Annotated in this window: 17 protein-coding genes; 13 read left to right on the top strand and 4 right to left on the bottom strand. The window is 69.9% G+C overall.

The window, feature by feature from the left end:
- Window positions 1-36: 36 nt before the first annotated feature.
- Both ACPCJR_RS16280 and ACPCJR_RS16285 read right to left on the bottom strand, forming a co-directional pair.
- Window positions 37-2,172, bottom strand: coding sequence for a protein-disulfide reductase DsbD family protein (locus ACPCJR_RS16280; protein WP_391513585.1), 2,136 nt, complete (start codon window positions 2,170-2,172; stop codon window positions 37-39).
- A 112-nt stretch (window positions 2,173-2,284) separates the two neighbouring features.
- Complete coding sequence (locus tag ACPCJR_RS16285; protein ID WP_391513583.1) at window positions 2,285-4,342, bottom strand: NAD(+) synthase; 2,058 nt, start codon at window positions 4,340-4,342, stop codon at window positions 2,285-2,287.
- Window positions 4,343-4,749: 407 nt separating this feature from the next.
- On the opposite strand from ACPCJR_RS16285, the gene ACPCJR_RS16290 reads away from it, so the two are divergent.
- From ACPCJR_RS16290 to xth, 5 genes are all read left to right on the top strand, one after another.
- A complete protein-coding gene (locus ACPCJR_RS16290; protein ID WP_391513581.1) occupies window positions 4,750-7,992 on the top strand; it encodes a DNA translocase FtsK in 3,243 nt (1,080 codons plus the stop codon).
- A 147-nt stretch (window positions 7,993-8,139) separates the two neighbouring features.
- The gene (locus ACPCJR_RS16295) at window positions 8,140-9,102 is read left to right on the top strand and encodes an outer-membrane lipoprotein carrier protein LolA (protein ID WP_391513579.1); all 963 of its coding nucleotides are present in this window, start codon (window positions 8,140-8,142) and stop codon (window positions 9,100-9,102) included.
- Between the two features lie 216 nt (window positions 9,103-9,318).
- Window positions 9,319-11,046: a putative bifunctional diguanylate cyclase/phosphodiesterase gene (locus tag ACPCJR_RS16300; RefSeq protein ID WP_391513577.1), complete on the top strand. Its 1,728-nt coding sequence runs from the start codon at window positions 9,319-9,321 to the stop codon at window positions 11,044-11,046.
- Between the two features lie 13 nt (window positions 11,047-11,059).
- Window positions 11,060-11,503 (top strand): BLUF domain-containing protein, encoded by a 444-nt coding sequence (locus ACPCJR_RS16305; RefSeq protein WP_391513575.1) that lies wholly within the window; start codon window positions 11,060-11,062, stop codon window positions 11,501-11,503.
- 67 nt (window positions 11,504-11,570) lie between these two features.
- Window positions 11,571-12,380, top strand: a complete 810-nt coding sequence (gene xth / locus ACPCJR_RS16310; RefSeq protein ID WP_391513574.1) for an exodeoxyribonuclease III — start codon at window positions 11,571-11,573, stop codon at window positions 12,378-12,380.
- Between the two features lie 244 nt (window positions 12,381-12,624).
- On the opposite strand, the gene ACPCJR_RS16315 is transcribed toward xth, so the two are convergent.
- The gene (locus ACPCJR_RS16315; protein WP_391516805.1) at window positions 12,625-14,130 is read right to left on the bottom strand and encodes an amino acid permease; all 1,506 of its coding nucleotides are present in this window, start codon (window positions 14,128-14,130) and stop codon (window positions 12,625-12,627) included.
- Between the two features lie 55 nt (window positions 14,131-14,185).
- Between ACPCJR_RS16315 and ACPCJR_RS16320 the strand changes: the two genes are divergently transcribed.
- The 6 genes from ACPCJR_RS16320 (at window position 14,186) to ACPCJR_RS16345 (ending at window position 22,528) form a co-directional block, all read left to right on the top strand.
- Entirely contained in the window at window positions 14,186-15,799 is a 1,614-nt protein-coding gene (locus ACPCJR_RS16320) for a hypothetical protein (RefSeq protein ID WP_391513571.1), read from the top strand.
- A 205-nt stretch (window positions 15,800-16,004) separates the two neighbouring features.
- The gene (gene rpsO, locus ACPCJR_RS16325) at window positions 16,005-16,274 is read left to right on the top strand and encodes a 30S ribosomal protein S15 (protein ID WP_391513570.1); all 270 of its coding nucleotides are present in this window, start codon (window positions 16,005-16,007) and stop codon (window positions 16,272-16,274) included.
- A 263-nt stretch (window positions 16,275-16,537) separates the two neighbouring features.
- Entirely contained in the window at window positions 16,538-18,775 is a 2,238-nt protein-coding gene (gene pnp, locus ACPCJR_RS16330) for a polyribonucleotide nucleotidyltransferase (protein WP_391513569.1), read from the top strand.
- A gap of 234 nt (window positions 18,776-19,009) precedes the next feature.
- Complete coding sequence (locus ACPCJR_RS16335) at window positions 19,010-21,277, top strand: TonB-dependent receptor (protein WP_391513567.1); 2,268 nt, start codon at window positions 19,010-19,012, stop codon at window positions 21,275-21,277.
- A gap of 91 nt (window positions 21,278-21,368) precedes the next feature.
- Window positions 21,369-22,004, top strand: a complete 636-nt coding sequence (locus ACPCJR_RS16340) for a glutathione S-transferase family protein (RefSeq protein ID WP_391513565.1) — start codon at window positions 21,369-21,371, stop codon at window positions 22,002-22,004.
- A gap of 299 nt (window positions 22,005-22,303) precedes the next feature.
- Window positions 22,304-22,528, top strand: a complete 225-nt coding sequence (locus ACPCJR_RS16345) for a YgaP-like transmembrane domain (RefSeq protein ID WP_210279257.1) — start codon at window positions 22,304-22,306, stop codon at window positions 22,526-22,528.
- 122 nt (window positions 22,529-22,650) lie between these two features.
- Here the strand turns inward: ACPCJR_RS16345 and ACPCJR_RS16350 are convergent, their stop codons facing one another.
- Entirely contained in the window at window positions 22,651-22,917 is a 267-nt protein-coding gene (locus tag ACPCJR_RS16350; RefSeq protein WP_012456206.1) for a GlsB/YeaQ/YmgE family stress response membrane protein, read from the bottom strand.
- Between the two features lie 246 nt (window positions 22,918-23,163).
- Between ACPCJR_RS16350 and ACPCJR_RS16355 the strand changes: the two genes are divergently transcribed.
- Both ACPCJR_RS16355 and ACPCJR_RS16360 read left to right on the top strand, forming a co-directional pair.
- On the top strand, window positions 23,164-23,523 hold the full coding sequence (locus ACPCJR_RS16355) for a RidA family protein (protein WP_110351613.1): 360 nt from the start codon (window positions 23,164-23,166) through the stop codon (window positions 23,521-23,523).
- Window positions 23,520-24,623, top strand: coding sequence for a polyamine ABC transporter substrate-binding protein (locus ACPCJR_RS16360; RefSeq protein ID WP_391513563.1), 1,104 nt, complete (start codon window positions 23,520-23,522; stop codon window positions 24,621-24,623). Before ACPCJR_RS16355 ends, ACPCJR_RS16360 begins: the two co-directional genes overlap by 4 nt.
- Window positions 24,624-24,711: the final 88 nt, after the last annotated feature.

Raw genomic sequence — 24,711 nt, forward strand, 5'->3', positions numbered from 1 at the left:
CAGGGGGAGAGGGGATCAGAATCGCTTTAGTCGCGCCTACTGAGCCGCGGCGAGATCGCCCTTGCCGATCGCGGCGAGCACCACCGCTTCGGTGAGGAATTGCGGCAGCACCTGCGCCTCGCTCTTCCCGCGATAGACGAGGTAGAGCGGCACGCCGCTGCGCCCGTAGCGCTCCAGGAGGCGGGTGATCTCCGGGTTCTGGTTGGTCCAGTCGCCCTTCAGATAGGCCACCCCGCCCCCCCGGAAGGCCGCCTGCACGCTGTCGCGGGCGAGCACCGTGCGCTCGTTGACCTGGCAGGTGATGCACCACGCCGCGGTCATGTCCACGAACACCGTGCGCCCCTCCCCGCGCAGGGCGTCGAGACGCGCCTGCGTGAACGCTTCTTCGCCCTGGGCCAGGGTGGTGCCCCGCGCGGCGGCCCGGTCGCCGTCGAGGGCGGCCACGAGGCCGAGCGCTCCGGCCAGCGCGACCAGCGCCGCCGCCCGGGCAAAACCGGTGCCGAGCCGCCCCGCATCGCGGGCGCGCTCCCAGGCCCAGGCGGCGAGCCCCACCAGCACGAGGCCGGTCAGACCGGCGAGCAGGCCGTTGGGCCCGACCTGCTGGGCGAGCACCCAGATCAGCCACGCCACGGTGGCGTAGACGGGGAAGGCGAGCGCGCCCTTGAGCACGTCCATCCAGGCGCCGGGCCGCGGCAGCAGGCGCAGCGCCCGCGGAAACGCCGTGAGCGCCAGGAAGGGCAGGGCCAGCCCGAGGCCGAGGCTCGCGAAGACGGTGAGTGCGGTCGCGGGCGATTGCGTCAGGGCGAAGCCCACCGCCGCGCCCATGAAGGGCGCCGTGCAGGGCGTGGCGACGAGGGTCGCCAGCACGCCGGTGAAGAACGAGCCGGAATAGCCTGCCCGCCGGGTCAGCCCATCGCCGAGCCCGACGAGGCGCCCGCCCAGATGCACCACGCCCGATAGGCTGAGCCCCATGGCGAACAGCCCGTAGGCCAGCAAAGCCACCACGACCGGCGACTGGAGCTGGAAGCCCCAGCCGATCCCGGCCCCGCCCGCCTTGAGGGCGATCAGGAGGCCGGCGAGACCGAGGAAGCTCGCGAGCACGCCCGCCGTGTAGGCGAGCCCGTGCAGGCGCACCCGCGCGGCGGATTCGCCCGCCTGCCGCACGAGGCTCAGGACCTTGATCGAGAGGACCGGGAAGACGCAGGGCATCAGGTTGAGGATGAGCCCGCCGAGCAGGGCGAGCCCGGCCGCGCTCCACAGGGTCAGGCTCTCCTCCGCCGGGGCGGGCGGGGCCTCGGCGGCGGGAGCGGTGACGGCGGGCGGAGCCGCGGGCGCTTCGCCGAGCGCGTAGGCCTTGCGCGCGCCGGCCTCGGTGAGCGCGAGCACGCCGGCCAGCGCCTCGGGCGGTTGCTTGGCGTCCCCCGGCGTGAGGGTCAGATGCAGGCCGGCGGCATCGACGGTCAGATCCTGGGGGGCGGCGTTCTCGATCGCGCCCTCGGCGTAGGGGAAGAAGGCCGCGCCGCTCACGCTCTCCGCGGTCAATCCCGGCCGGTCGAGATGCAGCACGAGGCGGTCGCCCTCGCGGCTGGTGCGGTGGGCACCGGGGGCCGCCTCGGGCAGGGCGGCGCGGGCGCGGGCGAACAGGGCCGCCTGCCCCGAGGCCGGCTCGGTGGAGGCGGCCACGGGCAGGTCGAGGCTCAGCTCCGCCGAGCCCGGAATGCAGATCTCCTCGCAGACGAGGTAGGAGAGCGTGCCGGAGAGCCGCACGCGCTCCCCCGGCGCGGCGCTCGCGGGCACGTCGAGGGGCACGAGCAGGGTGACCGCGCCCTCGTAGCCGAAATTCATCAGGGTCTGGACCGGGATGCGCTCCGGGACCGGCCAGTCCACTGGGCCGACGGAGAAGCCGTCGGGCAGCCGCCACGCCATCTCCGGCGGCAGGCCGGAATCGCCGGGATTGCGCCAGTAGACGTGCCAGCCCGGCTTCATCACCATGTGCAGGCCGAGCGTCGCGGAGCGGCCGGGCACCAGGGCCTCGCTCTCCGAGACGAGGCTCGCCCGCACCAGATCCTTCGCCTTGGCGGCCGTCAGAGCGCCCTGCGCCAGGGCCGGGGTGCTGCAGAGGGCGGCAAACGTCAGGGCGAGAGCCAGGATCGGCGTGAGAAGGCGAAGCATCGAGCGTCCCTGCGGGCGGGCCGGGTCCGGCCAAGCGGGTCCGGCCGGGTAGGGATAGCAGACCTGCGCCCCGAAGTGAGCCGCGGCCTCGCGGCGCGTCGGGCCGCGCGCCTCAGGCCTGCGGCACGTTGCGCTCCAACTCGTCGAGCCAGGCCCGGGCGCTGGCATCGGAGGGCGCGCGCCAGTCGCCGCGGGGGGAGAGGGCGCCGCCCGCCGAGACCTTCGGGCCGTTGGGCAGCGCCGAGCGCTTGAACTGGCTGAAGCGGAAGAAGCGGTCGAGGAAGACGTGGAGCCAGCGCCGGATCTCCGGCAGGCCGTAGGCCACGCGCTTGGCCTCCGGGAAGTCCGGCGGCCAGTCGCCGGCACCCGCGTCACCCCAGGCGTGCAGCGCGAGATAGGCGATCTTCGAGGGCGCGAAGCCGTGGCGCAGGGTGAACCACAGCGAGAAGTCCTGCAGCGCGTAGGGGCCGATCTTGGCCTCCGTGCTCTGCGGCCCCTCCCCCTCGGTCGCCGGCACGAGTTCGGGCGAGATCTCGGTGTCGAGCACCGCCCGCAGGGTCCGGTTCTCCTCCTCGCCGAATTGCCCGGAGGAAATCACCCAGCGGATCAGGTGCTGGATCAGCGTCTTGGGCACGCCCGCGTTGACGCCGTAATGGCTCATCTGGTCGCCGACGCCGTAGGTGCTCCAGCCGAGCGCCAGTTCCGAGAGGTCGCCGGTGCCGATGACGATGCCGCCGTGCTGGTTGGCCAGCCGGAACAGGTAATCGGTGCGCAGGCCCGCCTGCACGTTCTCGAAGGTGACGTCGTAGACCGCCTCGCCCCTCCCGAAGGGGTGGCCCATATCCGCCAGCATCTGCCGGGCGGCGGGGCGGATATCGATCTCCTCCGCCGTCGTGCCGAGCGCCCGCATCAGGGCGTGGGCGTTGGTCTTGGTGGCGTCGGAGGTGGCAAAGCCCGGCAGGGTGTAGGCCAGGATGTCCTTTCGCGGCAGCCCGAGCCGGTCGAAGGCCTTGGCCACGACGATGAGCGCGTGGGTCGAGTCGAGCCCGCCCGAGACGCCGATCACCGCGCGCTTCGTGCCCGTGGCCGCGAGCCGCTGGGCGAGGCCGGCGACCTGGATGTTGTAGGCCTCGTAGCAATCCTGGGCGAGGCGGGCCGGGTCGGAGGGCACGAAGGGGAAGCGCTCGACCCGGCGCTTCAGGCCGAGATCGCCCTGCGGCGGATCGAGCCGGAAGCCGATTCTGCGATAGGCTCGGTCCCCGCGGTCGCGGGCGTTGTCGTCGAAGCTGCCGGCCTGGAGGCGCTCCTGTGCGATCAGGTCGAGGTCGATATCGGCCAGGGTCACGACCGGCCCCTCGGGAAAGCGCGCGCCCTCGGCCAGCCGCACGCCGTTCTCGTCGATGCTGGTCTGCCCGTCCCAGGACAGGTCGGTGGTGGATTCGCCTGTGCCGGCGGCGGCGTAGACGTAGGCGCACAGGCCCCGCATCGAGGCGGCCCGCGTGAGGAGCGCGCGGGACTCCGCCCGGCCGACGGTGATCGGGCTGCCCGACGGGTTGGCGATCACGGTGGCCCCCGCCAGCACCGCCTCCATACCCGTGGTCTGCGGCACCCAGAGATCCTCGCAGACCTCGATCGCGAGGCGGAAGCGGGGCAGGTCCTCGGCGGCGAAGATCAGGTCGGTGCCGAAGGGCGCCTCCGCCCCGCCGAGGCGGATCGTCTCGCCGGTGATGCCCACACCGGACGCGAAGTGGCGCTTCTCGTAGAACTCCCGGTAGTTCGGCAGGTAGCTCTTGGGCACGACGCCCAGCAGCCGCCCGCCCTGGATCGCCAGGGCACCGTTGTAGAGCCGGTTGCGCCAGCGGCAGGGCGCGCCGACGACGAGCAGGGGGGTGAGACCGGCGCTCTGCGCGACCAGCCGCGCCACGCCCGCCTCCACCGCGTCGAGCAGCGCGCTCTGCAGCAGGAGGTCCTCGATGGCGTAGGAGGACAGGCAGAGTTCGGGGAAGACCGCCAGCGCCGCGCCGGCCGCGTGGGCGTCGCGAGCGAGCGCCAGGATGTCCTCGGCGTTGGCCGCCGGGTCGCCGGGATGGCTGCGCCCGGTGCAGGCCGCCACGCGGGCGAAGCCGTGCCGGTAGAGGGAGCGGAAGGCGTCGGGCGAAGGGGGCGTCACCGGGATCTCGAAGCTCGCCTGATGTGGCAGGACAGTCTGCCAGCTTGTTGTGACGACATGATTTTCCCCGATGCATCCGCTCCGCCGAAGCGGATGCGGCCGGCCCTGCCACCGGGCATCGGGAACGCCGTCCAAGGGTCCAACCGTCCTCGACGATATCCGGTTCGCGCGCCGCGTGCACTGCCGGGCCCGGGACGGCCGGAGGAGGGGGAGGGCAAGCGTTCGTTAACGACGATCCGCCTACCGTGAGGGACGAACCGCTCCGCAGGAGCCGGACCTTGTTTCGAGTCATCTCACAGATCATGCGCGCATCGGGACGGCCTCCCTATTCCCATCGTGATCCGTCGCGGCCGAGCCGCGGCGGCGACCGCCTGGACCGGTCGATCGGCGGCTTCGCCCATCGGCTGATGAGTCTGCGCTCCAACCTCGCCCGCCGCATCGCGGGCACGCCCCCGGCCCCGCCGCGGGCGCTGCCCCAAGCCCTGCCCCATCCGGCCCTGCCGCAACCGGGTGTCGATGCGTTCGACGCGGGCAGCGTGCCGAGCTGGCTGGTGCCGCCCGGCGCGATGCTCGGGCGCGCCCCCGCCGCCGCGGAGGCGTGGACCGCCGAGGACGAGCGGGGCCTGTACGCGGCGGGGATGCCGGGCCTCGACCCGCATCAGGCCTTCCCCCCGGAGCCCGCCTATGACGGGCTGCCGGAGAGCACGTTCGAGAGCCGCATCGACCCCCGGGCCTCCGGCCCCGGCGTCTTGGTGCGCACGCCCCGCCGCCCGGCCGCCATCGCCCCGGAAGCCGGCGCCGTCCCGCTCCACGGGCTGGCCGCGCCGCAGGCCTCCCTCCACGCCGCGCCGCAGACGCTTCCCGAGGCGGTGCGCTTCACCCGCACCCCCGACACCGTGCTGATGGAGCGCCGCCGGCAGGCGCTGGAGGCCGAGCGCGAGGCGCAGGCCCGGGCTCAGGCCCTGCTCGATGCCCAGGCCGCCGCCGAGGCTGCGGCCCGCGAGGCGGAGCGGGCCCGTGAGGCGGCGGAGCGCGAGGCCACCGAGCGCGCGGCGCAGCTGGCTGCCGAGCGGGCCGAGGCCGCGCGGCTGCGCGCCGAGCAGGCGGGCGAGGAAGTGCCGATCTGGCGCCGCCCCTTCGTGCCGCCGCCGGGCGTCAGCTTCTTCCGCACGCCCGACCGCCGCCTGAAGCCCGCCGCTGCGGCGGCACAGGCCGCGATGCAGGTGGCGCAGCCCGTGATCGAGGCTGCCCACGTCGAGGAGAGCCATGCCGGGTCCGCGCCGGAGAACCTCCCGCTGACCATGCCGGCTGTCGCGGAATCCGTCCCGGCGGTCTTCGGAACCTACGCGCCCTTCATCCCGCCGGTCCCGGCCGAGCCGTCCGACTGGTCGGACGTGCCGGATTGGTCCGCCCTGCACGGCTGGTTCGGCCCCGCCGAATCCGCGATCGAGATCGCCGAGCCGGTCTCCCGGGCCGCGGCGCAGCCCGCCTCGCCGCGCCTCGTGCTGAGCGCCATGGCGGCCCGCGCCGCGATCCGGCCGGCCCGCCCGCTCGTCGCCGCGCCCGCCGCGCCGTCCGCGCCCGCGCAGGCCGTGCTGTACGCCGCGCCGTCGGTTCCGGCGGCCGCGCCCGTCGCCGCTCGGCCCTTTACCGCTCAACCCATCGCTCAGCCCTTCGCGGCTCGGGCCCCCGCCCCGCCGGTCGCGGCGCAGCCGGCGCCCCAGGCCCCCTCCCCTGCGCAGGCGCTGGCACCGCTGACGATTCCGGCGCGGCCCGTCCTGCTGCGCACCAAGGTCGGTGCCGAGGCGGAAGCAATCGAGGAGACGGCCGAGGAGACGGCGCAGGACGCCGCCCCCGACTTCGAGGCCAACTTCGCGCACGACTTCGAAGCCGAGGCCGCAATCGAGACCGTCTCCGCGCACCCCGTCGCGGCGGAGCCCGAGAACCGTCCCCGGGCGATCCTGCCCGAGCGCCCGACGCTGATCCCCGCCGGCCGCCATCTGGAGATGTCGTTCGTCGGCAACGCCGACTATTCCCTGCCCTCGCTCGAACTGCTCGCCGAGCCGCCGCTGCCCGATGGCGAGGAGGTCGATGCGGACGAGCTGGAGCAGAACGCCCTCAACCTCCAGCAGACCGTGCAGGACTTTGGCGTCCGCGGCGATATCCTGGCTGTCCGTCCGGGGCCCGTGGTGACTCTGTATGAGCTGGAGCCGGCACCGGGCACCAAGTCCAGCCGCGTCATCGGCCTGTCGGACGACATCGCCCGCTCGATGTCCGCCGTCTCCGCCCGCGTCGCCGTCGTCCCCGGCCGCAACGTCATCGGTATCGAGCTGCCGAACCCGGTGCGCGAGACCGTCTACCTGCGCGAATTGCTCGCCTCGGTCGATTTCGTCGAGACCAAGCACAAGCTGGCGCTGTGTCTGGGCAAGAACATCGGCGGCGAGCCGATCATCGCGGATCTGGCCCGCATGCCGCACCTGCTGGTGGCCGGCACCACCGGCTCGGGCAAGTCGGTGGCCATCAACACCATGATCCTCAGCCTGCTCTACCGGCTCAAGCCCGAAGAGTGCCGCTTGATCATGGTCGATCCCAAGATGCTGGAGCTGTCGGTCTACGACGGCATCCCGCACCTGCTCTCCCCCGTCGTCATCGACCCGAAGAAGGCGGTCATCGCCCTCAAATGGGCCGTGCGCGAGATGGAGGAGCGCTACAAGAAGATGTCCAAGATCAGCGTGCGCAACATCGACGGGTACAACGCCCGGATGAAGGAGGCGCGCGAGCGGGGCGAGATCATCACCCGCACGGTCCAGACCGGCTTCGACCGCACCACCGGCGAGGCGGTGTTCGAAGAGCAGGAGATGGACCTCTCGGCCCTGCCCTACATCGTGATCGTGGTCGACGAGATGGCCGACCTGATGATGGTGGCAGGCAAGGACATCGAGGGGGCGATCCAGCGCCTCGCGCAGATGGCGCGGGCGGCCGGCATCCACCTCATCATGGCAACGCAACGCCCCTCGGTCGACGTCATCACCGGCACGATCAAGGCAAACTTCCCGACCCGGATCTCCTTCCAGGTCACGAGCAAGATCGACTCGCGCACGATCCTGGGCGAGATGGGCGCCGAGCAGCTGCTGGGCCAGGGCGACATGCTGTTCATGGCCGGCGGCGGACGCACCACCCGCGTGCACGGGCCGTTCTGCTCGGACTCGGAAGTCGAGACGGTGGTGGCGCATCTCAAGCGCCAGGGCCGGCCCTCGTACCTCGAGGCGGTCACCGCCGATGACGGCTCGTCCGACCAGCCGGAGAAGCCCGCCAAGGGCGCGAAGGCCGCGGCCAAAGCCGAGAAGGACGATTTCGCGGAAGGAGAGGAGGCCGACGCCCCGGTCTTCGACATCGGCGCCTTCGCGGCGACCGCCGGGGCCGAGGGCGGCGAGCTCTACGAGCAGGCCATCGCCGTGGTGCTGCGCGACCGCAAGGCCTCGACCAGCTACATCCAGCGCCGCCTGCAGATCGGCTACAACCGCGCCGCCTCGATCATGGAGCGGATGGAGATCGAGGGGATCGTCGGGCCGGCCAACCATGCGGGCAAGCGCGAGATCCTAGTCGAGGGTCTCGCGGGCGCCCCGTCCGGCGGCTACGACGACGAGTAGTACCTGCCATCCCGGCCCCCGTCGCATATTCGCCACAGGGGCCGGGTCTACCCGAACCACGACATCCGGACGCTCCGCCGCAAGGCGCGTCCGCACCGGGGCGGCCCCGGCCCCGCGCGCCCGCAAGCTTTCGGAGATGCCCACACGATGACTGGCCGACGCCTCCGCCCCGCCGCCGGTCCGCTGCTCGTGGTCGCCGCGCTGACGCTCCAGCCGCTTCCGGCGAGCGCCCAGGTCTCCTCGTTCCTCGACGGCCTGTTCGGCCGCAAGGAGGAGCCGGCGCCGCCCCCGGCCGCCGCGCCCGAGCCGGAGGCCGCCCCGGCCCCGGCCAAGAAGGCGGCGCAGAAGCCCGGCAAGGGCGCTGAGAAGGGCACCGACAAGGCGGCCGAGAAGGGGGCGGACAAGGCCACCGAGAAGACCGGCAGCGTCAAGGCGGGGGCCAAGCCCGGCACGCCCGCCGCGGCGGCGCCGGCCGCGGCTTCCGGCACGCGGGTCGCGGCGGTGGGCGCGCCGAGCCTCGGCGCCTCGCTTCAGGATGCCGACCCGGCCACCATCGTGGCGGGAGCCAACGCCTACTTCAACGGCTTCCAGACCCTGGCCGGCTCGTTCATCCAGATCGGCGCGGACGGGCGCCGCATCGGCGGCAAGCTCACGCTGGCCAAGCCCGGGCGCCTGCGCTTCGAGTACGACCAGCCCTCCCCGCTCGAAGTGGTGGCCGACGGCACCTCGGTCGCCGTGCGCGACCGCAAGCTCAACACGCAGGATCTCTACTTCATCTCGCAGACGCCGCTGAAATTCCTGCTGCGCGAGAAGATCGATCTCGCCCGCGACCTGAACGTGACGGACGTGTCCAACGATCCGGGCGGCATCCGCATCGGGCTGGAGGACCGCTCGACGCTGGGCGGCACCTCGAAGATCCAGCTCTACTTCGACGCCGAGATGAAGACCCTCTCGCAGTGGCGGATCACCGACCCGCAGGGCTACCTCACCACGGTGCAGCTCTCGAACCTGCAGAAGGGCAAGGCCGTCGACGGCGCGCTGTTCTTCATCAATTACGGCCGCGCCGAGGACAAGGCCATGCAGCGTCAGATCCAGAGCCAGAACCCCTGAACCGAGGGCCAAGCTAAAACAGGCAACATGGATTGATCTGAGCGCGGCTTCATCGGGCTTCTTCTCCACATCCTATGTTATGGGCGCTGCTTTTCCGGAGATAACACCGGAAATACCCTCTCGGCGTTCGAGGATTTAAGGATCTGTTGAGGCGGCGGCGGCCCAATGGACGGGCCGCCCGCGCGGGGCGGCTTCAACGGAACGTTGTCCGGCCGCATGTCCGCCTCCGCCGCCCTTCCCGCCGCTCCGTCGCTTCCGGGTTCCTCGCCGTTCGAGGCGGCGCTCGCCGAGATGGCCGCCGCGCTCGTCCTGCTCGACGCGGGCGGCACGGTGACCTTCGCCAATGCCCGCGCGGCGGCGCTGCTCGGCTGCGACGAACTGGTCGGCCTCCCGATCCCGGCCCTGCCGGCGGCCTGCGGCGGCGCGGAGCCGGAAGGCACCGCTCTCGCCGAGGCCGTGCGCGCCGGCCGCTCCCTCCGCCTGCACCTCGCGCTCGGCGACGAGCGCCTCGTCGAGACCGCGCTGACGCCGCTCTCGACCGGCGGCTTCGCCCTCACCTTCGAGGACGTGACCGAGCATATCCGCGGCGCGGCCCTGGCCCGGCAGGAGCCGCTCACCGGCCTGTGCAACCGCGTCGGCCTGCACGACCACCTCCACGCGGCGCTGGCCGAGGCGGCCCGGACGGGCGCGCCGCTGGCGGTGCTGATGCTCGACCTCGACCGCTTCAAGTCGGTCAACGACACCCTCGGCCACCCGGTCGGCGACGCGCTCCTGCGCAAGGTCGCCGAGCGCCTTCGCCGGGCCACCCGCCGCGAGGATGTGGTCGCGCGGCTCGGCGGCGACGAATTCGCCATCCTTCAGGCTGGCGCCCACGGCGGCGCGGCCCAGCCCGAGGCCGCCGAGGCCCTGGCCCGCCGCCTCGTCGATCTCGTCGGGCGCACCTACGTGGTCGACGGCCACATGCTCAATGTCGGCGTCAGCGTCGGCGTCGCGCTCAGCCCCGCCGACGGAGCCGACGCCGACGACCTCCTGAAGCACGCCGACCTCGCGCTCTACCGGGCCAAGGCCGAGGGTCGGGGCACCTACCGCTTCTTCGAGCCGGCGATGAACGCGCAGATGCAGGCGCGCCGCAGCCTGGAGATCGACCTGCGCCGGGCGCTCGCCCTCAAGCAGTTCGCGCTCGCCTTCCAGCCGCAGATCCAGCTGGAGACCGGCGCGGTGGTCGGCTTCGAGGCGCTGCTGCGCTGGAATCATCCCGAGCGCGGACCGGTCTCGCCGGCCCTGTTCATCCCGCTCGCCGAGGAGATCGGCCTGATCGTCGGCATCGGCGAGTGGGCCCTGCGCGCCGCCTGCCGCGAGGCGGCGGGCTGGACGCAGCCCGCCTCGATCGCCGTGAACCTCTCCCCCGTGCAGTTCCGCGGCGGCAAGCTGGTCGAGACGGTGATGAACGTGCTGGCCCAGACCGGCCTCGACCCGGCCCGGCTGGAGCTGGAGATCACGGAAGGGGCGCTCCTGGAGAACACCGACGGCGTGCTGACCGTGCTGAACGGCCTGCGGGCGCTGGGCGTCAGGATCTCGATGGACGATTTCGGCACCGGCTACTCGTCCCTGAGCTACCTGCAGAAATTCCCCTTCGACAAGATCAAGATCGACCAGTCCTTCGTGCGCGGCATGGAGGACAACGCCGAGTGCGGCGCCATCGTGCGGGCCATCGCCCGGCTCGGGGCCAGCCTCGGCATGCGCACCACCGCCGAGGGCGTCGAGACGCCCGACCAGCTCGCCGCCATCCGCGCCGAGGGCTGCACCGAGGTCCAGGGCTACCTCACCGGGCGCCCGATGCCCGCGGCGCAGGCCGCCGCTCTGCTCTCCCGACCGGCCGCCGCCCAGACCCCCGCCCCGGTCGCCCCTCTTGCCGCCCCCCTTGCCGACGCCCTCACCGCGTGATCCGGAGCCTGCCATGAGCCGAGACCTCTGCCGCCTCGTCTATTACAGCCGCAACCGGGTCGCCGGCGCGCCGGCGGCGATGGACGAGACGATCCGCGGCATCCTCGCCGCGAGCCGCGTCAACAACGCCCGCGTCGGCGTCACCGGGGCTTTGATGTTCAACGCCGGCTGCTTCGCGCAGGTGCTGGAAGGGCCGAGCGAGGCGGTCGAGACCACCTTCGAGCGCATCCAGCAGGACGAGCGCCACGGCGAGGTCTCACTGCTCGCTCTCGAACCGGTGGAGGAGCGCCTCTTCACCGATTGGTCGATGGCCTATGTCGGCGCCTCGCAGGCCGACGCGGCCCGCTACGCCGCGCTGACCGGCGGGAGCGGCCTCGACCTCTCCCGGATGTCGGGCGACCGGCTCTGCGCCGTGCTGCACGGCCTGGCGCTCGAGGAGGAGGCCGCCGCGGCCTGACGGTTTGCGAGGCGCGCGGGTTGGGCTACGGGGCAGCCACCCACGCCACGCTCCGCAGGCAATCCCCGTGCGCCTCACCGTCACGACCTGGAACATCAACTCGGTGCGCCTGCGCATCGAATCCGTGCTGCGCTTCCTCAGGGAGGTGCGGCCCGACGTGCTGTGCCTGCAGGAGACCAAGTGCCCGGACGACCTCTTTCCGCTCAAGGCGTTCGAGGGATCGGGCTACGAGAACATCGTCTTCGCCGGGCAGAAGGGGTACAACGGCGTCGCGATTCTCTCGCGCTTTCCGCTGCTCACCCGCGAGGTGATGAGCTTCTGCGAGCGGGCGGATGCGCGCCACATCTCGGCGGTGCTCGGGCGCGAGGCGGGGCCGGCGGCGGGGATCGTGCTGCACGATTTCTACGTGCCGGCGGGTGGCGATTTGCCCCACCGCGACCTCAACCCGAAATTCGCGCACAAGCTCGATTTCCTGTCCGAGCTGCGGGCCTGGGGCGGGCGGCGCGCCTCCGGCCCGGCGATCCTGGTCGGCGACCTCAACGTCGCGCCGCTGGAGCACGATGTCTGGTCGCACAAGCAGCTCCTCGACGTGGTGAGCCACACGCCCGTCGAGACCGAGGCCCTGGAGACGCTGCGGGGCGAGGCCGGCTGGATCGACGCGGCGCGCCACCTCACCCCGGAGCCGGAGAAGATCTACACGTGGTGGAGCTACCGCTCCCCGGACTGGGCGGCCGCCAACAAGGGCCGGCGCCTCGACCATGCCTGGGTCTCGCCGGATCTCGCCGGCAGCGTGCGCCGGGTCGAGGTCTTCCGCGAGGCGCGCGGCTGGGAGAAGCCCTCGGACCACGCGCCGGTCACGTTGACGTTGGAAGTGTGATCCGGGAACGCCGAGGCCGTTCCGGGCATTGGATCTCCAATCTCGGCTTTCGAAACGGAGTCCCCCGAATGCGCTCGATCCTGCGCCAGATCCTCGTCGTCTTCCTCCTGCCCAAGGCCATTTCCTACCTGCGCCGTCGCTACGGCGGTGGCCGGGCCGCGGGTCAGCATCGCTCGTACTGAGTCCGGGGTGCCGAAGGGATCATCCCTTTGGCGGGGCGCCGGGGTGGACCCCCGGCCTCCCTTCAACCGGGGTTCCGCCCTGGACCCGCGAGAGGACGCGTCCTCTCGAAACCGGGACCGGCCGCGACCCGCCGCCGGCCATAGCCGAACCAGATCGCCAGCCCGAGACCGAGCCAGACCAGCAGCCGCAGCCAGGTGTCGCCGGGCAGGCTCGCCATCAGGGTCAGGCAGGCGAGGATGCCGAGCACCGGCACGAGCGGCCCGCCGGGCACCCGGAAGGGCCGCGCCCGTTCCGGCTCCGTGCGGCGCAGGATCAGCACGCTGACGCAGACCAGGATGAAGGCGAACAGCGTGCCGATGCTGACGAGTTCGCCGAGGATGCCGATCGGCACCAGGGCCGCCGCCGCCGCGGTGACGAGCCCGATCAGCCCCTGGGCGACGAACGGCGTCCGGCTCGTCTCGCCGATGCGCGCGAAGGCGTCCGGCAGCATCCGGTCGCGGGCCATGGCGTAGCAGATCCGCGCCTGTCCGTAGAGCGCGGTCAGCGCCGCCGTCGTGAGCCCGATCAGGGCGCCGAGCTTGATCACCATCGAGAACCCGCTCAAGCCCGTCGCGTCCATCGCCTTGGCGATCGGATCGGCCACGTCGAGCTGGCGATAGGGCACGAGGCCGGTCAGCACCGCCGCCACCGCCCCGTAGAGCGCGGCGGTGACGAGGAGCGAACCGATCAGCCCCACCGGCGCGTCCCGCTGCGGGTTGCGGGTCTCGCCGGCGGCCGTCGAGACGGTCTCGAAGCCGACATAGGCGAAGAACACCACGCCCGCCCCGCGGAAGATTCCGCTCCAGCCGAAGGCGCCGAACGTGCCCTCGTTCTCCGGCACCAGGGGCTGCCACAGCTCGGGCCGCACATGGAGGGCGCCGAGCCCGACGAAGCCCAGGATGATCGCGACCTTGAGCGCCACCAGCACGGCGTTGGTGCGGGCCGCTCCCCGGTTGCCGCCCATCAGCAGGGCGGTGAGGACCAGCACGACGAGGGCCGCCGGCGCGTTGACGAGGCCGCCCTCCCCCGGCGCCGCCGCGAGGGCGGCGGGCAGCCTCACCCCGAGATCGGAGAGCAGGCTCTGCGCGTAGCCCGACCAGCCGACCCCGATCGTCGCGGCGGCCATGCCGAATTCGAGCACGAGGTCCCAGCCGATGATCCAGGCGGGCAGCGCGCCCAGCGTCGCGTGGGCGTAGGAATAGGTCGAGCCCGCCACGGGGATCATCGCGGCGAGTTCGGCGTAGCAGAGCGCCACCAGCCCGCTCGCCACCGCGCCGAGCAGGAAGGAGAGCATCAGCCCCGGCCCGGCGTAGTTCGCCGCGGCCGTACCCGTGAGCACGAAGATCCCCGCCCCGACCGTCGCGCCGACGCCGATGCAGACGAGGCTGAAGGCCGAGAGATTTCTGGCCAGCGACGGCCCCTCCGCCTCGGCGACGAGGGCGGCGATGGGTTTGCGGGCGGAGAAAACGGCCCGACCGGCCCCGCGTACCCTCCGTAATACGGTCCCAGCACCAGAATTATCTTGCACAAACATCTCCAAAAGCTATCACTGATTGCATTGCTCGCGGTTTCGGAGATTGAATGTGTCGATCTTGATGGGACCCGCTCTGTCGTTTCGAGGCTGCACAGATGGTAGCTGGCGCCTGACGGCCATCGTCGTGTTCGCTGGTGATGCGGAAAAAATATCAGTCGACGGAATCAATTCAAAAACAGAAATCATTCTTGATACCGAGATTTGGGCGGTGCATCGCTTCAATATCACAGCAAAAATGAAGAAAGATACGCAAGCAATCCAATACAGCGTCGGAGATCGCGCCTTCGAAGTCACGATTCCGGCGATCGGTCAGGCGCCGACGATCGCATATACATCCTGCAACGGCTTCTCGTCCCTCAAGCTCATGAAGGGGGTGAAGGATAAGAACGCCCTCTGGAAGGTCATGGCACGGCGTCACGGCCTGCAGGATATCGCATACGAGCCCGGCATGCCGGACACCGCCCCCGCAACCCCCTACCATCTGCTCTTGCAAGGCGGTGACCAAGTTTATGCCGACGCGATGTGGGAGACCGTAGCCTCCATGAAGGCCTGGAACGAGGCGTCATGGTCGGACGGCAACGCGGCTCCTCTAACGGCCGCGATGCAAACGGAGCTCGATGCGTTCTTCTTCGATCTCTACCTGTCCCGTTGGTCCCAACCGGAGGTGGCGAGGATGCTCGCCCGGATTCCAAGCATCGCTATGTGGGACGACCACGACCTGATCGACGGCTGGGGCTCCTATCCCCCGGAGCGGCAGAACTGCGCTGTGTTCGGCGGCATCTGGAAAGCGGCGTCGAAAGCGTTCGCCGTCTTTCAGCAACATCTCAAGGCCGACGAGCACCGTCCCGGTACGATCACCAAGGCGGAAGCCGGTTGGTGGCAGCAACCGGTGACGCAGGAGGAACGCTCTGGCGCCTTCAGCCTCGGCTACGTGGTTGGCCCCCTGGCCATTCTCGCCATCGACATGCGCTCTCAGCGCACTGAGAAAAGCCAAGTGGTGAGCGAAAGCCATTGGAAGGAAGCCTTCGACTGGCTCGACGCACAGCGCGACATCTCGCACCTCCTGCTCGCCTCCAGCATCCCCGTTGTCTATCCCGGCTTCGACACGATCGAGAAGTTGCTGGGGATCTTTCCGGGCCACCAGGACCTGGAGGACGACCTTCGCGATCACTGGCGGAGCCAGCCGCACAAGGGCGAGCGTCTGCGCCTGATCTACAGACTCCTCGATCTCTCGAAACGCGGCATCCGCGCCACGATCGTCTCGGGCGACGTTCACGTCGCGGCCTTGGGCGCGATCGAAAGCCGGCGCGAACAGGCGGCGGGCTCGGAGAACGTCATTAACCAGTTGATCTCCTCCGCGATCGTCCATCCCGGGCCCGGCGCCGTCGTGCTGTTCGCTCTCCAGAACCTGTTCGACAGCGACGAGGAGATCGATCGCGGACTCTTCGGGCGGATGATGGCCTTTCCGAACAGCAAGGCAAAGTTTCTGGGCGGCCGGAACTATCTCAGCATCGAGCCCGACGAGAGCCGTCGGCTATGGTGCAACTGGTTCGTCGAAGGTCAGGATTACCCCTTCAAGAAGGTCATCCACCCCCTCGATCCGCCGCCGAGCGCAACGGCGCGGCGGCAACCGCCCCGACGCGTGCGGGCATCGGCGGACTGAGTGCCGCGATCAAGCCGGCACTGGCGCTTCCCGCGGTTTCGTGTATGGTCCGCGCCGCCTCGACCCGGCTGACGGGCGGGGCTTGTGCCGCTTGCGGCTGACCGTGCTGGACGACATCCCGGCACCGGCCCGACCGCAGGCTTCAAGGCGCCCTGCCCCGTTGCGGGCGGCGCCTCCGACCCAAACCCCATTCGAAAGGCCTGCGATGTCGATCACGGCAGAGCGCAAGACCGCGCTCATCAAGGACTACGCCAAGGGCAACAAGGACACCGGCTCGCCGGAGGTCCAGGTGGCCATCCTCACCGAGCGGATCACCAACCTGACCGCCCACTTCAAGACCCACGGCAAGGACAACCACTCCCGCCGCGGCCTCCTGAAGCTGGTCTCGCAGCGCCGCTCGCTGCTCGACTACCTGAAGCGCAAGGAAGAGGCGCGCTACCGCACCCTCATCGAGCGCCTCGGCATCCGCCGCTAAGGCACTTCGCGCGGTCCCTCGGGACCGCGTTTTCGCAAGCCGCGCTCTCAGCCGAGGTGGATACCGGTTCGGCGTCAAGACAACGCGGCAAACCAAGACGGACTGTCCGGGCATGGGGCCCGGCCGGTCCCCCCGGGCGGCTTGAAGGCGCGGGGCGCCAGGGCAGGATCGCGAGACGCTTTCTCTCGAGTGAGAGCGTCTCGCCGTCTTGCCTCTGGCGGCGCCGGGTTCGCCCGAACCGCATGTTCGAAGGCAAGAGACATATGTTCGACGTACAACGTGAAGAGCTGATCTGGGGCGACCGCAAGCTCGTCCTCGAGACCGGCAAGACCGCCCGTCAGGCGGACGGCGCCGTGGTCGCCACCTACGGCGAGACCACCGTGCTCGCCACCGTGGTCGCGGGCAAGGAGCCCAAGGCCGGCATCGACTTCCTGCCGCTCACCGTGAACTACCAGGAGCGCGCCTACGCCGCCGGCCGCATCCCGGGCGGCTACTTCAAGCGCGAGGGCCGTCCCTCGGAGAAGGAGACGCTGGTCTCCCGCCTGATCGACCGCCCGATCCGTCCGCTCTTCGTCGACGGCTGGCGCAACGACACCCAGGTCGTCGTCACCGTTCTCTCCCACGATCTCGAGAACGATCCCGACATCGTCGCGATGGTCGCGGCGTCGGCCGCCCTCACGCTCTCGGGCGTGCCCTTCATGGGCCCGATCGGTGCGGCCCGCGTCGGCTACCTCAACGGCGGCTACAAGCTGAACCCGCTGGTCACCGAGATCGCCGATTCCACCCTCGACCTCGTCGTCGCCGGCACGCAGGACGCCGTGCTGATGGTCGAGTCGGAGGCCAAGGAGCTCTCCGAGGACGTGATGCTCGGGGCCGTGATGTTCGGCCACAAGCACTTCCAGCCCGTCATCGAGGCGATCATCCGCCTGGCCGAGAAGGCCGCCAAGGAGCCGCGCGACTTCTCCCCGCCGGAGAACGCCGACGTGGAGCGGGCCGTCCTCGACATCTGCGAGGGCGAGCTGCGCGAGGCCTACAAGAAGACCGTCAAGCAGGAGCGCTACGCCGCCGTCGACGCCGTGAAGGCGAAGGTGGTCGCCGCCCTCTGCCCGGCCGAGGGCGAGCAGAAATTCGCTCCCGAGAAGGTCAAGGCCGCCTTCAAGGAGGCGCAGTCGAAGGTGGTCCGCTGGAACATCCTCGACACCGGCTCCCGCATCGACGGTCGCGACGTGAAGACCGTCCGCCCGATCGTCTCGGAAGTCGGCGTGCTGCCGCGTGCCCACGGCTCGTCGCTGTTCACCCGCGGCGAGACCCAGGCCCTGGTCATCGCCACGCTCGGCACCGGCGAGGACGAGCAGTTCATCGACGCGCTGGAAGGGACCTACAAGGAGCGCTTCCTGCTCCACTACAACTTCCCTCCCTACTCCGTCGGCGAGACCGGCCGCATGGGCTCGCCCGGCCGCCGCGAGATCGGCCACGGCAAGCTCGCCTGGCGCGCGATCCGGCCCGTGCTGCCGCCTGCCCACGAGTTCCCGTACACGATCCGCGTGGTCTCCGAGATCACCGAGTCGAACGGCTCCTCCTCCATGGCCTCCGTCTGCGGCGGCTCGCTCTCGCTGATGGATGCGGGCGTGCCCCTGCGCCGTCCGGTGGCCGGCATCGCCATGGGCCTGATCCTGGAAGGCGAGCGCTTCGCGGTGCTCTCCGATATCCTCGGCGACGAGGATCACCTCGGCGACATGGACTTCAAGGTGGCCGGCACGGACGAGGGCATCACCTCGCTCCAGATGGACATCAAGATCGCCGGCATCACCGAAGAGATCATGCGGGTGGCGCTCGGTCAGGCCAAGGACGGCCGCGCCCACATCCTCGGCGAGATGGCCAACGCGCTGACCGCGGCCCGTCCCGAGCTCGGCGAGTACGCGCCGCGCATCGAGACGATGCAGATCCCCACCGACAAGATCCGCGACGTGATCGGCACCGGCGGCAAGATCATCCGCGAGATCGTCGAGAAGACCGGCGCCAAGATCAACATTGAGGACACCGGCATCGTGAAGATCGCCTCGTCCGACGGCAAGGCGATCAAGGCGGCCTATAACTGGATCCGCTCCATCGTCGCCGAGCCCGAGGCCGGCACGATCTACGACGGCACGATCGTCAAGATCATGGAGTTCGGCGCCTTCGTGAACTTCTTCGGCGCCAAGGACGGCCTGGTTCACATCTCGGAACTCGCCGCCCAGCGCGTCGCCAAGGTCGGTGATGTCGTGAAGGAGGGCCAGAAGGTCAAGGTGAAGTTCCTCGGCGCCGACGAGCGCGGTAAGATCCGCCTCTCGATGAAGGTCGTCGATCAGGAGACCGGCGAGGACCTCACCGAGAAGCTGAAGGCCGAGCGCGCGGAGCGCGGCGAGCCGGAGCGCGAGGAGCGCAGCGACCGCGGTGATCGGGGCGACCGCGGCCCCCGCCGCGACCGCGGCGAGCGCCGCCGGGAATCCTCGGGCGAGTAATTCGCCTCCGCCTCACGGCAATGACGACAAGAAGAGCGCGGTCCCCCAGGGGCCGCGCTCTTTTCGTTTAGCGGCGACGGGCATCCGCCTCGCCGTTCCGGCCGCGCGACCACCCCACTTGCCATTTTTCAATAAGGATTCTTCTCTTTTGTAATAATCAAAATCTATGAAGAGCCAGCCCGGATTACGGCCAAGCTTCCCCCGTCTATTCTAATAAAATAAGGGGGGAATTTTATGAGTGATGCCCGCGGGAGCCGTGGCGTTCTTCTGTCGCGATTGCTTGGCTCGGTCGCCTGCGCGAGTCTTTGCGCCGCGTTCATCCATCCCGCGCAAGCACAAGTCAGCGACATCAACACCGGCCTTCCGACCGCCCAGGCGGTGCATCCCCTGCCTCCGTCCGCCGCGGTCCAGGGCATCACCCTCGACATGATCAGCGTGGCCGGCTCCGGCCTCGGGCGGGGCGTCGTGGTCGACAGCTCCGGCTCACAGGTCGGCTACGTCGCCCAGCGCCTGCGCTCCGCCACCAAGACCGACACGCCGCTGATCGACACGCCGCAGGCGATCTCGGTGGTGACGCAAGCGCAGATCCGCGACCAGAACGTTCAGTCGATCGGCGAGGCGCTGCGCTACGTGCCCGGCGTCGCGATCGCGCAGGGCGAGGGCCACCGCGACGAGATCCTCATCCGCGGCCAGCGCACGACGGCCGACTTCTTCGTCAACGGCATCCGCGACGACGCACGCTACTTCCGCGATCTCTACAACACCCAGCGCATCGAGGTCTTGAAAGGTCCCAACGCGATGATCTTCGGCCGCGGCGGCGGCGGCGGCATCGTCAACCGCGTGCTCAAGGAGGCCGACGGGGTGCCGATCCGCGAGGTGCTGGTGCAGGGCGGCCAGTTCGCCAACAAGCGCATGGCGGTCGATCTCGGCGACCGCGTCTCCGACACCGTCTTCTTCCGCATGAACGGCGTGTTCGAGGACACGGCGACCTACCGCGACTTCATCGACGTCCGCCGCTACGGCGTGAACCCGACGATGACCTTCCTGCTCGGGCCGCAGACGACCCTGCGCCTCTCCTACGAGTACTTCTCCGACAACCGCATCGCCGACCGCGGCATCCCCTCGCAGTTCGGGCGCCCCTGGCGCTATCGCGAGAACACCAGCACGCTGTTCGGCGCGCCCTTCATCTCGAACGGCTTCGTCGATGCCCATATCGGCAACGCGCAGCTGGACCACGTCTTCGAGAGCGGCGTCGTGATGCGCAGCCAGTCGCGGATCGCCGACTACGCGAAGTACCATCAGAACGCCTACCCCAACTCTCCGGTCAGTGCCGACGAGACCTCGTTCGTGATGCGCGGCTACGGCAGCCAGACCGACCGCACGAACTACTTCAACCAGACCGACTTCACCTACAAGTTCGCGACCGGCCCCCTCGCCCACACCGTGGTGGCCGGCCTGGAACTCGGCTTCCAGGAGGGGCTCGACTTCCGGCGCGACTTCATCTGGAATTCGACCGGCACCCGCAACCTTCTCGTCAATCCGTTCGCGCCGACCACGACCGAGGGGGCGACCCTCCGGAATCTCGCTTCGGGCCGAAACAACACCTATCGGCTCGGCGTGTTCTCCGCCTTCGCCCAGGACCAGATCGAGGTCGACGAGCACCTGCAGTTCATCGTCGGCGCCCGCTTCGACCGCTTCGATTTCCAGTCGCGCGACCGTCGTCCCGACGCCGCGACCGGACTGCCGGCCCAGCCGAACGCCCGCATCGACAATCTCGTCTCGCCGCGGGTCGGCGTCGTGGTGAAGCCGCTGCCGAATCTCGCCTTCTACGGCAGCTATTCGGTGTCCTTCCTGCCGAGCGCAGGCGATCAGTTCCGCGTGCTGGACCCGACCACCGCCCTGTCCGCGCCCGAGCGGTTCGAGAACGCGGAAATCGGCGTGAAGTACGAGATCACGCCGGCCCTGATCCTCACCGCCGCCCTGTTCAACCTCGATCGCGACAACCAGCCGATCCCGTCCTCCACCGAAGCGGGCTTCTCCGCCGGCCCGGGCAAGACGAACACGCGGGGCGCCGAGATCGGCATCGCCGGCTACGCGACCGATTGGTGGCAGATCTCCGGCGGCTACGCCTATACCGAGCCGCGCATCGTCGCCGACATCGATGACGACGGCGACGTGATCCGCGCCGGCAACCTCGTCGGCGGCGTTCCCCTCAACACATTCAGCCTGTGGAACAAGTTCGACATCGGCGCTCACTTCTCCGTCGGCGTGGGCTACCTCTATCAGGACGCCAGCTTCGCCTCGTCGGACAACGCGGTGCGCCTGCCGAGCTTCTCGCGCTTCGATGCCGGCGTGTTCTACCAGTTCAACGAGAGCCTGCGCGCTCAGGTCAACATCGAGAATCTGTTCGACCGGCGCTACGTCATCTCCGCGCACAACAACAACAACATCCTGCCGGGCGCGCCCCGGACCGTGCGCTTCCAGCTCATCGCGCGGTTCTGAGATCGCGCGGCCGAGACTTCCTCGGTCGCGCGCCCTCGCCTAACACCGGGACGACGCCCGCCGCGCGGGTGCCTCGCCCCGGAGCCTGCCGATGTCCGACGACCTCGTGTTCTACACCCACCCGATGTCCCGCGGCCGGATCGTGCGCTGGATGCTGGAAGAGGTCGGCGCACCCTACCGCACGGAGATCCTCGGCTACGGCGCTTCCATGAAGGCACCGGCCTACCGGGCGATCAACCCGATGGGGAAGGTGCCGGCGCTGCGCCACGGCGATTCGGCGGTGACGGAATGCGCCGCGATCCTCGCCTATCTCGCCGACGCCTTCCCGCAGGCCGGGCTCGCTCCTGAGCCGCGCGACCGCGGCCCCTATTACCGCTGGCTGTTCTTCTGCGCCGGCCCGCTCGAGGCGGCGGTGACGAACGGGGTGCTCAAGGTGAGCGTGCCCGACGACCCGCGCATGCAGGGCATGGTCGGCTACGGCAGTCTGGAGGCCGTACTCGACGTGCTCGAAGGCGCTGTCTCAGGCATCGAGTTCGTGGCCGGGGATCGCTTCAGCGCCGCCGACCTCTACCTCGCCGCCCATCTCGGCTGGGGCATGCAGTTCGGCACGATCCCGAGGCGGCCCGCCTTCGAGGCCTATGCCGGGCGCCACGCCGCGCGTCCCGCCGCCGTGCGGGCGCGGGAGATCGACGACCGCCTGCTCGCCGAGGCCGGAACCGCTGCTTGATACTCATCGGCATGAAGCCGCCCGAGGGTCGGCTTCATGCGTCCGGCGGACGCCCGCCGCCCCGCACTCGCAGGGGCAACCGGCGAGTGAGGGCTCATCATCGCCGGTTGGTCCAAGTGCCTCTCACATGTCTCTCACGAAACTCCCGCCGCGCTTCCGTCGCCAGAGCGAGAGGCGTCGGTGACCGGGAGTTTCGTGAGGCACTCTGAGCCGCCTTTGCACGGAACGGCGCCGCCCGCCCCGCGTTCGCCCCGCGAACCCGCACGGGCGTCAAGAAGGAACCCACTTCCGTGAACGAGATGATCGAGGACATTTTCTCCGGCGAGCCGAACCTGAGCATGACCGAGCGCGCGGTCTCCGTCGCGCTCGGGCTCGGCATCGCCGCCGCGGCGGCCCAGCCCCGGCCGAACAAGCTCCTGAGCCTCGCCGCCCTGGTGGTCGGCGTCGGGCTGGCCGTGCGCGGCGCCACCGGCCACTGCGCCGTGAAGGCGGTCACCGCGGGCGGGCGCGATCTGACGGGCTGAGCCCTGAAGCCGGCCGCAACGATCGGCGGGGCTTCGGCCGCCGCCGATCGGCACGAGACGGAACGAAGAAAGGGCGCTCCTCGCGGAGCGCCCTTTCTTCGTTGGCATACGTGCTTCGCGGATCAGAGCGAGCGGCTGCTGGTCCGGCCGGCGATGAAGCCGTAGATCGCGAGCACGACGCAGGCGCCGACGATGGAGCCGATGAAGCGTGCGCCCTCGTTGGGCCCGTACCAGCCGACCGCCTGACCGATGAAGGTGGCGACGAAGGCGCCGACGATGCCGAGAATCGTCGTCATGATGAAGCCGGCAGGCTCCTTGTCACCGGGCATGATGAACTTGGCGATGACGCCGGCCACGAAGCCGATGATGATGGTCCAGAGAATTTCCATGTGGCTCCAACCCCGAAAAGCGTCTTCGACCTGTAAATCAGGCCGGAAGACTTGGCCGTATTCGTGGGACAAACGCGCGAGCGACGAAGCCGGTTGCCTCGCGAATCGTGCGGAGACGCAAAAAATGCGGGCGGCGCGGCATCACCTCCGGGATGCGACGCGGGGAGCCTGTTGGGCCCTCTTTACGGGGAACCGTCCGCGGCGGCAGAAGGGTCCGCCTTCCAACGAATCGAGACCGGCACCCCCATGACCATCGAACGCTACGAGACCGGCCCCCGCATGAGCCAAGCGGTGGCCCACGGCGACCTCGTCTTCCTGGCGGGACAGGTGGCCGCCGACGTGGTCGGCACCGGGGTGACGGCGCAGACGCAGCAAATCCTGGAGCAGATCGACCGGCTGCTGATGCAGGCGGGCAGCGACAAGTCCCGCATCCTCTCGGCGACGATCTACCTCGCCGAGATCGGCGGCTTCGCCGAGATGAACGCGGCCTGGGATGCCTGGGTCGACAAGGAGAACCCGCCCGCCCGCGCCACCGTGGAAGCCCGGCTCGTCGCGCCGGAATACCTCGTGGAGATCGCCGTCACCGCCGCGCGAGGCAAATCGTGATCCGGCGGCGCCTGCTGGGAGGGCTCGCCGCCCTCCCCCTCCTCCTCGCGGCTTTCGGCGGCGCGAGCGCTGGGGAGCGCGTCGTCAACATCTACAACTGGTCGGACTACATCGACCCGAAGGTGCTCGACGACTTCACGAAGGCGACGGGGATCAAGGTCGTCTACGACACCTACGACAACAACGAGATCCTCGAGACGAAGCTTCTGGCCGGCAAGTCCGGCTACGACATCGTCGTGCCGTCGGGCCCGTTCCTGCAGCGCCTGATCAAGGCGGGTGTGTTCCTGCCCCTCGACAAGAGCAAGATCCCCAACCTCAAGCACGCTTGGCCCGAGATCAGCAATCGGCTCCAGGCCTACGATCCCGGCAACACCTTCGCCGTCGATTACATGTGGGGCACCACCGGCATCGGCGTGAACGTGAGCGCCGTGCGCGAGCGCCTGGGACCCAACGCGGCGCTCAACAGCTGGAGCCTCGTGCTCAACCCGAGCTCCATGGCCAAGCTCAAGGAATGCGGGGTGATGCTCCTCGATTCCCCTGAGGACCTGATTCCGTCGATCCTGCCCTTCTACGGCTACAAGTCCGATTCGAAGCGCTGGGACGACATCACCTCCGTGACCGACGCGCTCTACAAGGTCCGCGGCGCGGTGCGGAAGTTCCACTCCTCGGAATACGTCAACGGGCTCGCCAACGGCGATCTCTGCCTCGCGGTCGGCTATTCCGGCGACGTGATGCAGGCCAAGAAGCGCGCCGAGGAATCGAAGAACGGGGTCGAGGTCGCTTACTTCATCCCCAAGGAGGGCGCGCTGATGTGGTTCGACGCCTTCGCAATCCCGAAGGACGCCGCCCATCCGGCCGAGGCCCACGCCTTCATCGACTACATGATGCGGCCCGAGGTGGCGGCGGCCAACACCAACTTCGTCTCTTACGCCAACGGCAACCTCGCCTCGCAGAAGTTGGTGAAGCCCGAGATCATGAGCAATCCCGGCATCTACCCGGACGACGCGACCCTGCAACGGCTCTCCGTCAACACCGCCTGGAACGACTCGACCCAGCGCTTCGTGACGCGGGCCTGGACGCGGGTCCGCACGGGCCGGTGAGCCGGAGCGGGATCGCCTGCTCTGAGGGCGCGATCCCGATCGTCGGCACAGGGTGAAACGCGGGAGCCGCGAGGCGGGCCCCCAAGTT

The organism is Methylobacterium sp. NPDC097929 (assembly GCF_049543375.1).
Classification (GTDB): Bacteria; Pseudomonadota; Alphaproteobacteria; order Rhizobiales; family Beijerinckiaceae; genus Methylobacterium.